13 protein-coding genes are annotated in these 13383 nt (G+C 67.6%); 3 read left to right on the top strand and 10 right to left on the bottom strand.

All coding sequences use genetic code 11. The features are described 5' to 3' along the window. Positions 1–21 precede the first annotated feature (21 nt). The 8 genes from CRT23_RS04695 to CRT23_RS04660 all read right to left on the bottom strand — a co-directional run bounded on the left by CRT23_RS04695 (position 22) and on the right by CRT23_RS04660 (position 8027). Positions 22–990: a type II secretion system F family protein gene (locus CRT23_RS04695; RefSeq protein WP_055952223.1), complete on the bottom strand. Its 969-nt coding sequence runs from the start codon at positions 988–990 to the stop codon at positions 22–24. Then, positions 987–2441 (bottom strand): CpaF family protein, encoded by a 1455-nt coding sequence (locus CRT23_RS04690; protein WP_055952226.1) that lies wholly within the window; start codon positions 2439–2441, stop codon positions 987–989. Before CRT23_RS04690 ends, CRT23_RS04695 begins: the two co-directional genes overlap by 4 nt. A 45-nt stretch (positions 2442–2486) precedes the next feature. Beyond that, on the bottom strand, positions 2487–3731 hold the full coding sequence (locus CRT23_RS04685; protein ID WP_103708805.1) for an AAA family ATPase: 1245 nt from the start codon (positions 3729–3731) through the stop codon (positions 2487–2489). An 86-nt stretch (positions 3732–3817) separates the two neighbouring features. Next, entirely contained in the window at positions 3818–4552 is a 735-nt protein-coding gene (locus tag CRT23_RS04680) for a CpaD family pilus assembly protein (RefSeq protein ID WP_103708804.1), read from the bottom strand. A gap of 61 nt (positions 4553–4613) precedes the next feature. Then, complete coding sequence (locus CRT23_RS04675; protein WP_245435982.1) at positions 4614–6026, bottom strand: type II and III secretion system protein family protein; 1413 nt, start codon at positions 6024–6026, stop codon at positions 4614–4616. A 112-nt stretch (positions 6027–6138) separates the two neighbouring features. Next, positions 6139–6936, bottom strand: a complete 798-nt coding sequence (cpaB, locus tag CRT23_RS04670) for a Flp pilus assembly protein CpaB (RefSeq protein WP_103708802.1) — start codon at positions 6934–6936, stop codon at positions 6139–6141. Positions 6937–7059: 123 nt separating this feature from the next. Then, on the bottom strand, positions 7060–7566 hold the full coding sequence (locus CRT23_RS04665) for a prepilin peptidase (protein WP_103708801.1): 507 nt from the start codon (positions 7564–7566) through the stop codon (positions 7060–7062). A 290-nt stretch (positions 7567–7856) separates the two neighbouring features. Further along, entirely contained in the window at positions 7857–8027 is a 171-nt protein-coding gene (locus CRT23_RS04660; protein WP_103708800.1) for a Flp family type IVb pilin, read from the bottom strand. A gap of 414 nt (positions 8028–8441) precedes the next feature. On the opposite strand from CRT23_RS04660, the gene CRT23_RS04655 reads away from it, so the two are divergent. Next, positions 8442–8954 carry a pilus assembly protein N-terminal domain-containing protein gene (locus CRT23_RS04655; protein WP_103708799.1) on the top strand — a complete coding sequence of 171 codons (513 nt, stop codon included), beginning with the start codon at positions 8442–8444 and terminating at the stop codon, positions 8952–8954. A 43-nt stretch (positions 8955–8997) separates the two neighbouring features. Here the strand turns inward: CRT23_RS04655 and CRT23_RS04650 are convergent, their stop codons facing one another. Both CRT23_RS04650 and CRT23_RS04645 read right to left on the bottom strand, forming a co-directional pair. Then, positions 8998–9453 (bottom strand): response regulator, encoded by a 456-nt coding sequence (locus tag CRT23_RS04650; RefSeq protein WP_244477298.1) that lies wholly within the window; start codon positions 9451–9453, stop codon positions 8998–9000. Continuing rightward, positions 9450–10601, bottom strand: a complete 1152-nt coding sequence (locus CRT23_RS04645) for a histidine kinase dimerization/phosphoacceptor domain -containing protein (protein ID WP_103708798.1) — start codon at positions 10599–10601, stop codon at positions 9450–9452. The genes CRT23_RS04650 and CRT23_RS04645 overlap by 4 nt, the downstream gene beginning before the upstream one ends. A gap of 318 nt (positions 10602–10919) precedes the next feature. Here CRT23_RS04645 and CRT23_RS04640 point away from each other — a divergent pair, with 318 nt between their 5' ends. Both CRT23_RS04640 and CRT23_RS04635 read left to right on the top strand, forming a co-directional pair. Next, complete coding sequence (locus CRT23_RS04640) at positions 10920–12377, top strand: AmpG family muropeptide MFS transporter (RefSeq protein WP_103708918.1); 1458 nt, start codon at positions 10920–10922, stop codon at positions 12375–12377. A gap of 19 nt (positions 12378–12396) precedes the next feature. After that, a complete protein-coding gene (locus CRT23_RS04635) occupies positions 12397–13335 on the top strand; it encodes an EcsC family protein (protein ID WP_245435981.1) in 939 nt (312 codons plus the stop codon). Positions 13336–13383: the final 48 nt, after the last annotated feature.

Here is a 13383-nt window from a genome sequence, read left to right as displayed (position 1 = left end):
GACTTGGTGGGCATCGAAGTGTCAGACGTCGAAGCTGATCATCTTCTTCATCGTGAAGACTCCGAGCGACATCCAGATCGCCGAGCCGACCAGGGCGAGCTTACCAATATCCGTCCGCCAGAGCAGAGAGATGTAGTCCGGGCTCGACAGGTAGGTCAGGAGAGCGACGATGAAGGGAAGCGCCGCGATGATGCCGCCGGAGGCCTTCGCCTCCATGCTCATCGCCTGGATCTTCCCGGCCATCTTCTTGCGCTCCCGCAGCACCCGAGACAGATTCGCGAGGGCCTCCGACAGATTGCCGCCGGATTTTGCCTGGATGCTGATCACGATGGCGAAGAAGTTGACGTCCGATACGGGAACGCGCTCGTGCATCTTCATCAGGGCGTCGCCGAGGGACAAGCCAAGGGTCTGCGATTCGACCACCTGACGGAATTCGCTGCGGATCGGCTCCTCGGCTTCCCGCGAGATGATCCGGAAGCAGTCGCCCACCGGGATACCGGCGCGCACGCCGCGGGTGATGATGTCGATCGCCGTCGGCAGTTCGTTGATGAAGGCCTTGATCCGCCGCTTGCGCAGATAGGTGATGAGCCAGAGGGGCATGCCGAAGCCGCCGGCGAAGACGGCGCCAAGACCCGCGAGGGGATTTCCGGTCGCGATCAGGATCACCAGACCGAACACCACCGCCATCACCGCGGAGACAGTGAAATACTGATTGCGCGACCAGGACAGGCCGGCGCGGGCCAGCTTCAGCTCCAGCGTGACCTTGGTGCCTTCGCGCTTGGCCTCGACTTCCTTGAGGCTCTTCGCGACCTGCTCGCGGCGATTGACCGTCGCGACCCGGTTTCCGGGCGTTGCCACGACGCTAACGGTCCTGCGCCGCTCGGCGGAGCGCTTCTCGCCGGAGAGGTAGGGAAAGACGAAGACGTAGGCGAGCCCCCCGGCCGTGAGCGCGAGGAGACCGGAGGCGAGGGCCAGACCGCCGGCGTTCACAGCCCGCTCCCGCCGGCGCTGGCCGCATCGAGGGCCGCGGCCAGCGCTTCGTCCTCGCCGTAGTAGCGGGCGCGCTCCCAGAAGCGGGGACGGCCGATCCCCGTGGAGCGATGGCGCCCGATGAGCTTGCCGTTCGCGTCCTCGCCGAGCACGTCGTACAGGAAGAGATCCTGGGTGATGATGACGTCACCCTCAAGGCCCATCACTTCGGTGATGTGAGTGATCCGGCGCGAACCGTCGCGCAGGCGGGTGGCCTGCACGATGATGTCGATGGAGCCGCAGATCATCTCGCGCAGCGTCCGCGACGGCAGGCTGAAGCCGCCCATGGTGATCATCGATTCGATACGCGCCAGGGCTTCGCGCGGGGAGTTCGCGTGTAACGTACCCATCGAGCCGTCGTGACCGGTGTTCATGGCCTGCAGGAGATCGAACGCCTCCGGGCCGCGGACCTCGCCGACGATGATCCGCTCGGGCCGCATGCGCAGGCAGTTCTTGACGAGGTCGCGCATGGTGACCTGCCCGGAGCCCTCCATGTTGGGAGGCCGGGTTTCGAGACGTACCACGTGCGCCTGCTGCAGCTGCAACTCCGCCGCATCCTCACAAGTGATGATGCGCTCGTCGGCGTCGATGTAGCGGGTCAGGCAGTTCAGCAGCGTGGTCTTGCCGGATCCGGTGCCGCCCGAGATGACGACGTTGCAGCGGACGCGGCCGATGATCTGGAGGATGCGGGCACCTTCCGGCGAGATCGCGCCGAAGCTCACGAGCTGGTCGAGGGTCAGCTTGTCCTTCTTGAACTTACGAATCGTCAGCACCGGCCCATCGATGGCCAGCGGGGGCGCGATGATGTTGACGCGCGACCCGTCCGGCAGACGGGCGTCACAGATCGGCGAGGCTTCGTCGACGCGCCGGCCGACCTGACTCACGATCCGCTGGCAGATGTTCATCAATTGCTGGTTGTCGCGGAAGCGGACGTTGGTCAGCTGGATCTTGCCACCGACCTCGATGAAGGCCCGGCTGGCGCCATTGACCATGATGTCGGCGATGTCGTCGCGGGCCAGCAGCGGTTCGAGCGGGCCGTAGCCGAGCACGTCGTTGCAGATGTCGTCAAGCAGCTCTTCCTGCTCGGCAATCGACAGGACGATGTTCTTGAGCCCGATGATCTCCGAGACGATGTCGCGGATTTCCTCGCGCGCCGACTCCGCATCAAGACGGGAGAGCTGGGACAGATCGATCGCCTCGATCAACGCCCCGAAGATCATGCTCTTGGTGCGGAAGTAATCCTCCGACTTCACCGACTCCATGATGGGCACGGGTTCGGGCCGGCGGGGTGCCTCCGCGCGGGGACGCAGGGCGGAATCGTCGTGGACCGGGAGCGAGACTTGCGGTTTGTCGACCACGGCCGCCGGACGCGGCGCCAGCACCGCCGCGCTGCCGGATCGTCTACCGAACATGGTGCAGCCTCCTGGCGGTCAGGTCACGATGAGCAGGCCGGGGCATCACGACGCCTTGCGACGGGCGAGCTTGGAGAGCAGGGGCTCGAACAGGTTCGGGCGCGCACGGCGCAGTTCGGCGCGGCCGGTGATCGAGGCGGCGAGCGACGAGTAGATCTCGGCCGCCTTCGCGTTGGCCTGCACCTCGCCGATCATCTGCCCGTTATTGGCGGCGGTCCCGAACAGCGCGGCGTCGAAGGGAATCGAGGCGGTGATCGTGGTGTCGAGCGATTTCGCGAACTCGGCCGCGGCGATCTCGGGACGCTTGGGCACACCGACACCGTTGAGGATGATCCGGGGTTTGCGGTCATTCGGGCGGTGCTGCTGCAGGAGCGCCAGCAGGTTCTTGGTGTTGCGCAGGGCGGCAAGCTCGGGGCTTGCGACGATCAGGATCTCGTCGGCGCTGATCATCAGCCGGCGCGACCAGGCGGTCCACTGATGCGGCACGTCGAGGACGACGCACGGCACCGCGGCCCGCAACAAGTCGAGCAGGTGGTCGAAGGCCGGCTCGGCAAGATCGGTGGTGCGGTCCAGGGTGGCGGGGGCCGCGAGCAGCGAAAGGTTGTCGCTGCACTTCGACAGGAGCCGGTCGAGAAGGTTCGAATCCAGGCGATCCGGCGCGAACACGGCTTCCGCGATGCCCTGGGGCGGATCCTGGTTGAAGTTCAGGCTCGCGGTCCCGAAGGCGATATCGAGGTCGGCGATGACCGTCGCGGTGTCCTGCTCGCGACCGATCGTCCAGGCCAGGTTGTGCGCGAGGGTTGAGACGCCGACACCGCCCTTCGCGCCCACGACGGCGACGGTGCGGCCGACCGGCTTGGCACCCGGTGCCGTGAACAGGTCCGAGATCGCCTGGATGAGATCGATGGGACGCACCGGCGCCATCAGGTACTCGCTGACGCCGCGCTGGATGAACTGCCGGTAGAGTGCGACGTCGTTGACGTGCCCGATGACCACGACCTTCGTTCCCTCGTCGCAGACCTCGGCCAGCGAATCGAGGCATTCCAGCGGGCGCGACTTCGCGCCCTGGGTCTCGATGACGATGACGTTCGGCGTCGGGGCATGCCGATACGCTTCGACCGCCGCGGCGCCGCCGCCCATCTGAACCTTGATGTGCGCCTTCTGCAGGCGTCGGTCCGAGCCGGCCGATTCGATCAGCGCCGCACTTTCCTGCGTCTCGCAGAACGCCTGAATCGTGATCCGCGGTACGGGAGCGATGATGCGCTCGGACGTCTCGTTCAGATCCGTCATGAAGGAAATTCCGGTTCAGGTTGCCGCCGATGCGGGAGCGAAGACGGGTCAGGTCGCGGGCGAGGCGGAGCGCCCGCTGAGCGCGGTTATTGAGAGACCTGCGCCTTGATCGAGGTCTTCCCATCCTGACGCCATTCGATTGACGGATCCTTGCCGTCGCGGATCTTGCCGATGTCGTTCGTGCGCCGGATCGTATCGATCCGACCCTCCGGGCGGGCCCGGACGAGATCGACGGGATCCGCGATCTGGGCGGCGACGTTCGACTGCGTCGCGCAGCCGAAGTTCCAGTACGCCTCGTTGCGACCGCTGAAGCCGGGATCACCGACGCCGAGATCCTGCGGCCAGGTTCCGCACTGGCTCCCGACCTTGGCTTCCATGCGCTGGAAGCTGAGGCGGAGGGGCGCCGCGAGGTTGGGATTGGCCACTGCATAGCGGGCGAACACGACCTGACGATCGGAAACGCCGCCGTCCAGGCTCATCCGACGCAGGGCCGCGGCCGTGCGCTCCACGGCGGCGGCCGTGACGGGCGTGCCGCCGGCAGGAACGTCGAGGGCCAGAGTCCCGCGTCCATAGCGCCGGTATTCCAAGAGGAACGCGTCGACGTCGGCGGCCTGGCGCGGATCGATATGACCCGTGCCGGTGACGAACACGTCGAGGGTGCGCACGCCCTCGGCAAGAGCCAGGGGATGCCGCGCGCGGTAATCGGCCGGATAGAGCGAGCCGGTGGTCACGACGGGATCGGCGCGACAAGCCCCGAGGAGGGCGGCGACGCCGGCCACGGCCACGAGGGCCAGCGGGCTGCGGAGGGAAGAGGTGGACATCGGGGGAGGGTCCTGCTGATGCCGGGGCCGGAGCGTCTGGATCGGTGGGGAGTGCGCCGAACTAATCGGTGATGAAGCCGACGCGGCCGCGATAGGTGGTGCCCAGGGGACTGGCGCCGGCGACGCCGTAGAGGCGGTTGAAGCGCCCGAGCAGGATGGCCTGCGCATCCTGCGCATCGACGAAACCGTCGTCCGGGCGGGAGACTTGGCGCGGCTCCATCGGCTTGGCGATGTAGGGCGTGACCATGATCATCAGTTCGGTTTCCTGCCGCTGGTAATCGCGCGACCGGAAGAGTGCGCCGATGATCGGCAGGTTGATCAGCCCCGGCAGACCGGTGATCGCCGCCTTGTTGCGCTGCTGGATCAGACCGGCGGTCATCATCGTCGCGCCCGAGGCGAGTTCGATCGTGGTCTCCGACTTGCGGACGGTGAAGCCCGGCACGGCCGTGGTGGTGCCGGTGAAGTTCAGGTTCAGGGCGTTCTGCTGGTCGATCTCGGTGACCTGCGTGCCCACGCGCACCGAGATCTTGTTCTCCGCCAGAACCACGGGCGTGAAGTTGAGGCTGACACCGTAATCCTTGTAGCTCACGCTCGGAACGCAGGTCTGGATCGTGCTGGTGCCGACCGAGGTACAGCTCAGGTTCGACGGAACCGGGATCTGCCCACCGGCCGTGAAGGTGGCGGACTCGCCTGAGATCGCCGTGAGGGTCGGCTCGGCCAGGACGCGGGAGACGCCCGCCTGCTCGAACGCCCGCAGCGTCGCCGTGAGGTTCGCTCCGCCCGGTCCGTTGATCGTTCCGGACAGGAGGTTGCCGGTCGGGAACGAGCCGCCGTTCAGGGCGAGCGGCGCCGTGTTCACGAGGTTCAGCCCGGACCAGCCGCCGCTGAGATTGACGCCGAACTGCTTCAGGACCGTGCGCGACACCTCCACCACGGTGACGCGCAGCATGACCTGATCCTTGCCGCGGATCGTCAGGTTGTTGATGACGGCGCCGCGCGCCGCCGGGCCGGAACCCGAGATCCCCACGAAGGCATTGGCGATGTCGAGGGCCTGGGCCGCCTCGGACGCCGAATTAACGGTCCCGGTCAGCACGACCGAGTCCCCGGCGGCGCGCACGTCGAAGCGCCCACCCGTGATGCTCTGGTTGAGGGTCTGGCGCAGCACGTTGAGGTCGCGCGCCACCGTGACGTCGAGGGCGGTGATCTGCCGGCCCTCGGCATCCATGATGAAGATCGAGGTGGCCCCGTTCTCCATACCGATGATGAACACCTTCCGGGTCGAGCGGACGACCGCGTTGGCGACCTTCGGATTGGCGACGAAGACCTCCTTGGCGTCGCGCGGCAGATCGATCACCAGGGAGCGTCCCATGGTGAGATCGACCCGGCGCGAGGTCGCCGTTTCGTTGGTCCCGACCGCGAGGATCGGGGCCGCCGTCAGTCCACCGGAGGGCTGACCGTAGCTCGGACCGACCATCGCACCGGGCAGGAGGCCCGCGAGAAGGCAGGCCAGCAGCGGGGTGCGGCGCGCCGCCAGCCGGGGGGAGGGGGTCATCGACATATCCTCAGTCATGGTGCGTGTGCGTCCCTCAGCGTCGCGATTGCTGCTTCGCGACGCCGAACCGCACCACGGTCAGGGCCGTCTCCGGACGGTTCTCGAGAAGGGACTCGGCCGCGCGCCCGCTATCCATCAGGCTCCTCAGCGAGAGCGAGAGCTGGCCGACTTTCTGGGCCAGCGTGACGGTTTCGGCCTGCGCCGGCGTCAGGGCCAACGTCGCCGTCTGGCCCGTGGCGACACTGTTGCCGTTCTTCTCCTGGAGGATCTGTCCGATCGCCAGGACGCGCACGTCCTGGAGCAACGTCTCGGAGACCTGCACCTCCGCGCTCCCGCGCGAGGATTCCTCGTCGCGATAGGTCCGGATCACGTCCACGTGGTCGTTGGGGAGGATGAAGCCGCCCGCGGTGTTGCTACCGATCGCATCGATCGTGACGGCGATGGCCCGCATGCCTGCGGGCAGGATCGCGGCCATGAAGCCGCCGTCGGAGCGGGCGAGCTTCTGCGGCCGGATCGGTTCACCGGCGAGGAAGCTCGACCGGGCGATCGACCCGACGATCTCCTCCATGCCGCGGGGCGAATTGGTGCGGGTGATGTAGCCGGTGGTGACGGCGTCGTTCGGCCAGGGCTGCCAGCGCAGGTCCGGGGCCTGGATGTTCTGGCCCATCGGCAATTCGGCGGCGGCGACGAGCACGTCCGTCATCGGCACGACGGGGGGCGGGACGATGGCAGCCGGCTGCACGACCGGCTTGTCCTCCCCACTGATCAACAACGCCGCGCCACCACCTGCCACGAGGGCTATGGCAAGGACGGCCAGTCTGGCTGGTTTCATCGCCGAACTCGAACCTGCGACGGCACATCGCCGTGTCGGTCCAGAGTGCCCAGGCATTCCTCAAATTACGGTTAACAAGGTGTAATCGGTCCGAGGCAGTGCCGAACCGATAAGCAGCGCCGATCAGACTGCGACCAATCGGAGCCAGATCGCCGTGTCGGGCAGTACCAGGAGCGCCGAGAGCGCCAGGGCGATGCCGTAGGGGACGCCGGTCTTCGCGTCGTGCAGATGAAGCACGAAGGGGAGGCGGGCGAGGGAAGACGGGAGCGGCTGCTGGCGCAGGGCGAGGAGCAGCAGGGTCAGCACGCCGCCGGCAAGAGAGGCGACGATGAGGTAGCCGGCCAGTTGGTCGAAGCCGATCCACAGCGCCGTCGCGGCCGCGAGCTTCGCATCGCCGCCGCCGATGACGCCGAAGGCAAAGAGCGTGAAGGTGACGACCAGGGTCGCCGCGCCAGCACCGAGATGGCCGGCGAGGTCGTCCCAGCCGAGTCCGGTGGCGACGGCGAAGACCGCGAAGCCGACGACCAGGGCGACCGAGATGGTGTTGGGAATGAGCATCGTCAGGAGGTCCCTGACGGCGGCGTAGGCCATCAGGAATGGGAACACGACGAGGAGACTGACGCTGGCCATGTCGCTTTCGGTCCTGCCCCGTGCGGGCCTGTGTCTCTGGGAAGTGCGAGGCCCTTGGGCGGCCCGGTCTCTCCACACCATCCCGGACCCGGATTAAAAGTCCGTGCCGCGAGACCCGAGAGGGGTTCGAGACCTCGCGCGCAAACGTTTTTCTGGATCCAAAACGGAGCGAGGAGCATCGCGGACAATCCGCAATACTCCTCGAAACCGGCAAAATCGGAAGATCGACAGCGCGCCGCGCGGCCACCGGGGCCGGAGCCGCGAGACCTTTCCGGCTGCGCGGACCGTGATTACGAGCTCTTCAGGTTGTTCGCCACGGTGGTCAGGGTCGCTTTCAGGTTCGTTCCGACCGTGCCCAGGACGGTGACGACGGCGACGGCGATGAGCGAAGCGATCAGGCCGTACTCGATCGCGGTGGCGCCGGACTCGTCGGCCACGAAACGCTTGAACATGGTGGTCATGGCAAAATTCCCCTGGAAGTGAATGTGCCGTTCACGCTGTAGGCGTCTCAATCGGCGACAGGTTCAGTGTGCCCAGGTGCCCTTGCCATTGGGTTAAATCGTTCGCCGAAACCCAGCCGGAGGAAATCGCGTCGGGGTTTGGTGAGCTTTTGGTAAACGCAACATTCCGCCATCGACAACCGGGTTCACCGCCCCGCTTGATGACTTCCCGCGAACAGCTAGGCCTACTTCAGTCAAACTGCATTCACTCAGCGACTACATGGCAGCGTTGTATCCTCGGTGGGGACAACGAGGTTGTCGGTTTGTTTACCCTACTGATGTCTCTTGGATGCCGAGCTTCGGCCGGTGGGTGCGTCCCGATGCACCGAGATCAATCATGATCTGCGTCGCGCCGTGCGGTCCAGTGAGCGTCCGATGCACTCCCCAACCCTTCCGCCCCACATCCCTCTTAGGATCCTGACGGCGCTTCTCCTGTCAGGGTATGCCATCTTCGGTTGCGGGCCGGTGCGTGCTCAGGCCCCGGACGCGCCGCCCACCATCGTGGCGGTCACCGTCGACAACGCCAAGGTCATGCGCCTGCCGGAGAAGACCTCGACCGTCATCGTTGGAAATCCGATGATCGCCGACGTCGCCCTTCAGCGAAACGGCGTCCTGATCCTCACCGGGAAGAGCTTCGGCAGCACCAACCTGATCGCCCTCGATGCCGCCGGGCAGATGCTGGCGGAATCCACGATCAGCGTGCAGGCGCCGCAGGCGGCCGTGATCACGGTCCAGCGCGGCCTCGAACGCGAATCCTACTCCTGCACGCCGAATTGCCAGCCCTCGATCCAGCTCGGCGATGCGACGAAATTCTACGGCGAAGTCAGCAGCCAAGCCGAGAACCGTCGCGCCCTGGCCACCGCCGGCGCCGGACCTGCGAACCGCTAACGCGGCGAAGACTGCGCCGCGGATCTCAAGGCACGGGAAGATCTCACCGCACGGGAAGATGCCGCTCGGCGCTCTCGGTGGCGGATGCCAGGCGGAACCCGTCAAGGCCCTCGACCGTGGCCGCAAGGCCCGCACGCCGGTCCGCGACGTAGCGCAGCGCACCGGCGACCACGCGCTCGGAGTAGGGTTTCGCGATGACTCCGACCGCGCCGGCGAAATCATCGGGAATGCGCTTGGCGTTCGCCGTCATGAACACGACGGTGGTGTGAGGATCGGCGCTGAGGGCGCGGGCGACCTCGACGCCGGTGGGGCCGTCGATCAGGTGGATGTCCACGAAGGCCACGTCGGGGGAGGTCGCCCGCCCCAGGGCGATCGCTTCCGCTGAACTGCCGGCAACGCCCACCGTGATGTGGCCGAGGTCATCCAGCAGGCATTCCAGCTCGAGGGCGATGAGGACCTCATCCTCGACCACGAGAATCCGCAGGGGCGTCTCGGTCATGGGGATGCCCATTCCGGGCCCGGCGCCCGATCCGTAATGGCACTCTGAAGCGAGATCGCGTCCAGGGGAACGACGATCTCGACGCGGGTGCCCGGTGCGACGTCGCTCCAGGCGATCACGCCGCGCAGCTGGCGCACCACCATCTCCACCAGGGAGCGACCGAATCCCGCAGGGTTCGGCGTGCCGCCGGCCAAGCCGACGCCGTCATCCTCGATCAGCATGCGCAGGCCGTCCTCGCTGCGCTGCGCGGTGATCGTGATCCGCCCCGGCCGGCTGTCCGGGAACGCGTGCCGGACGGCGTTGGTCGCCAGTTCGTGCATCATCAGCGCCAGGGGTGCGGCCATCGCGGCCGAGACGGCGATCGAGTCGATCTCCGCACTGACGGCCGTGCGGTCCGTGTCGAGCCCCGCCACCAGCTCCGAGACGAAGTCCTCGGCGAACTCGCGCAGGTCGAATCGTGTGACGTCGCCGGTGGAGTAGAGCATCCGGTGCACGGTCGAGAGGGCGCCGATGCGCTCCGCCATCCCCTGCAGGGCATCCCGGGCCTCGCCGCGCGGGGTGCGCCGGGCCTTCAGCAGCATCAGCGAAGAGATGACCTGGAGGTTGTTCTTGACCCGATGGTCGACCTCGTGGAGGAGCGCGGTCTTCTGCTCAAGGGCGGCGCGAAGGTCGGCGGTCTGCTCCCCGACCCGCCTCTCGAGCTCGTCGTGCGCATCCCTCATCGCGACTTCGTTCCGGTACTTACCGGTCATGTCGGCCTGGGCCGAATAGAAATGCACGATCTGCCCCGTCTCGTCGTGCACGGGGGCCACGGTCATGCCGTTCCAGAACGAGGTTCCGTCCTTCCGGTAATTGACCAACTCGATCTCGATCGGGCGCCCGGCGCTCACCGCGTCGCGCAGCCGGCGCACGGCGCGCGCATCGGTCTCGGGCCCCTGAAGCATGCGGCAGTTCCGACCGGAGACCTCCTCCCAGGCGTAGCCGGTGAGGCTCAGGAAGGCATCGTTCGCCCAGACGATCGGGTTGTCGCGCTGGCGCGGGTCGGTCAGGACCATGGGCGTCGGACTCGCGATGAACGCCGCCACGAATGCGCCTGCGTTGATCCCGAGGCCGCGTGCCCTGGTGGCCGGCGTTTCCCTATGCGTCATGATCGGCTTCAGCCAAGACGAGACACCCGAACTGTTGGTCTGGACGTTGGCCCGTCGCCTGTCCACTCGGGCGCGAACACAGACTTGAACTGCCGGGATACCCCGCCGTCAACTCCTGGATCGTGGAACCACTTGAGGGCGGTCGGGCCGCTAACAGGAAGATGCGAGACCTCGCGTTAAGATTTCGGAAGGCATGCTGCCGATGGTAAGCGATGCACCACGGCACGCGGGCCCGGCGACAGCCCCGTGTCGGGCCGGCGACGAGGCCTGCTATGGTTCGCGGGCATCAAGCCTTTCGGCCCCCAGGAGTTCCATGCCATGGCCCAAAGCGACGCCCTGGAGATCCCGAGCCGCCGCCTCCGACTGCGGGACATCGTCGAGGATCCCCGCATCCTGCTGATGCTTGCGCTGGGATTCTCGTCGGGTTTGCCGCTGCTGCTCGTGCTCGGCACCTTCTCGACGCGCCTCGCCTACTCGGACGTCGACGTCAAATCGATCGGGCTCTTCAGCTACCTGGCGCTCCCCTACAGCCTGAAGTTCTTCTGGGCCCCGATCATCGACAGGTTCGATGTGCCGGTGCTCAGCCGGGCGCTGGGCCGCCGCCGGGCCTGGATGATCGCGACCCAGTGCGCGGTCGCCCTGTCACTGACTCTCATGGCCTTCGCCGATCCCGGCACCAGCCTGGCGCTCCTCGGCCTCGGCGCCTTCCTCGTGGCATTCTGCGCGGCGACGCAGGACGTGGTGATCGACGGCTGGCGGATCGACGCGGCCGGCACGGACCTGCAGGGGGTGATGGCCGCCACCTCGAACCTCGGCTACCGCCTCGCCCTGATGTCGGCCGGCGCCGGAGCCCTCTTCGTCGCCAGCGCCTATGGCTGGAGCGTCGCCTACCTGTCGATGGCGGCCCTGATGGGCGTCGGCATGGTGGCGGCACTGCTCGCCCCGGCCTATGACCGCGCGATCACCGAAGCGACGCCGGCTGCCCCGGCGCGGACCTGGACCTTCCGGGGCGCAGTGCTCGAGCCCCTGACCGAGCTGCACACCCGGCTGGGTGCCGGTCTCTGGGCGATCCTGCTCCTCGTCGCCCTCTATCGCTTGCCGGACTTCATCTCCGGCGTGATGGCGAGCCCGCTCTACCGAGAGGTGGGGTTCACCCTTGTGGAGATCGGCGCCGTCTCGAAGCTCTACGGCATCTGGGTGGGCATCGCGGGCGCCTTCGTGGGCGGCTGGGCCATGACGCGGTTCGGCCTGTTCCCTACCCTGGTGGTGGGCGCCTTCCTGGGCGCGGCCTCGAACCTCGCCTTCTCGTGGCTCTCCTTCGGCGGACCGGAGGTCTGGCGTCTCACGGCGGCGATCTCGATCGACAACTTCTGCGGCTCCTTCGCCGGGATGGCGCTGATCGCCTACATGTCGAGCCTGACCGCGCCGGGCTTCGCGGCGACGCAGTACGCGCTCTTCTCCTCACTCTACGCGCTCCCGGGCAAGCTCGTGGCCGGAACCTCCGGCTTCGTCGTGTCGGCCTACGGCTATCCGATCTTCTTCGCCTTCACGGCGGCGGTCGGCATCCCGGTGGTGGTCCTCTGCCTGCTGGTCGGCCGGGCGGGTGACCGAACGGCGTCCGCCGCCGAAGCGACCGCAACGGACCCGGTCCGCCCCGAAGCGGCCGCGGGCGACGAGATCGGCGGGAACCATCCGCGGGGCCCCGGCCTTGCTTCCACCGGCCAGGACCACCCTGGCGCAGGCCGGCCCGCGAAACCCCACCCGGCACACGGATGAGATTGCAGACGTGAGCAACATCAAACTCGTCGACGACATCAGCAACACCCCGGCCGTGAGCCCGGGCCTTCCCGGCCTCAGCGAGACCGATCGCGCAGCGCTGCGGCGCGCCGTCGAAGCCCTGGAGAAGCCTGGGCTCGCGGCGCGGCTCTCGGCCGTGGCCGGCGCACCCTTGGATATGATCGGTCGGGCCTTGCCCGCGCCGGTCACCGACGCGGTGTCTCAGGCGACGGAGAGCGCCATGCGCGCCTCGCTCAAGGTGGCCCTGGCGACGCTGCCGGAGGGACGCGCGATCCCGGTTCCGGCCGACCCGCTGCTCGCCGGTCCGGCCGAGGCGGAGTCCGCGACGGTGCGCACGGCGACGCGCCTAGCGAAGTACCTGCCCTCCAGCGCCTTCGGCCACAAGGCGATGGCCGCCGTCTCCGGTGCCCTCGGGGGCGCCTTCGGCTTGGCGACCCTGGCGATCGAACTGCCGGTCTCCACCACCCTGATGCTGCGCTCGATCGCGCAGATCGCCCGGGAGGAGGGCGAGGATCTGAGCGATCCGGAGAATGCCCTGGCCTGCGTCCAGGTCTTTGCCCTGGGTGGGCGCGAAGCGGCCGGCAGCGCCCTGACCGAGAGCGGCTACTTCGCCGTACGCGCGGCCCTCGCCAAGACGATGGTCGAGGCGGCGCGCTACGCCGGCAATCGGGCGCTCCTCGACGAGGCCGCCCCGGCGTTGATCCGCTTTTCGACGCAGATCGCGGCCCGCTTCGGCCTCGTGGTCTCCCAGAAGGTGGCGGCGCAGGCCGTGCCGATTCTCGGCGCCGTCGGTGGCGCCGCGGTCAACGCCGCCTTCATGGACCACTTCCAGTCCACCGCCCGGGCGCACTTCACCGTGCGGCGGCTGGAGCGGATCTACGGCGAAGCGCCCGTACGGGCCGCCTACGAATCCGAGAAGGCGATGCTCGGCGCTTGAAGCGCGGCGCCTGAGCGAACCCGCACGCCGACGCGCGACGTGACGGGC

The sequence above is a fragment of the Methylobacterium sp. V23 genome, assembly GCF_002917135.1.
In the GTDB taxonomy this organism is placed as follows: domain Bacteria; phylum Pseudomonadota; class Alphaproteobacteria; order Rhizobiales; family Beijerinckiaceae; genus Methylobacterium.
Note: the sequence above shows the minus strand (reverse complement) of the source record. Positions and strands in the feature narration are given on the sequence as shown.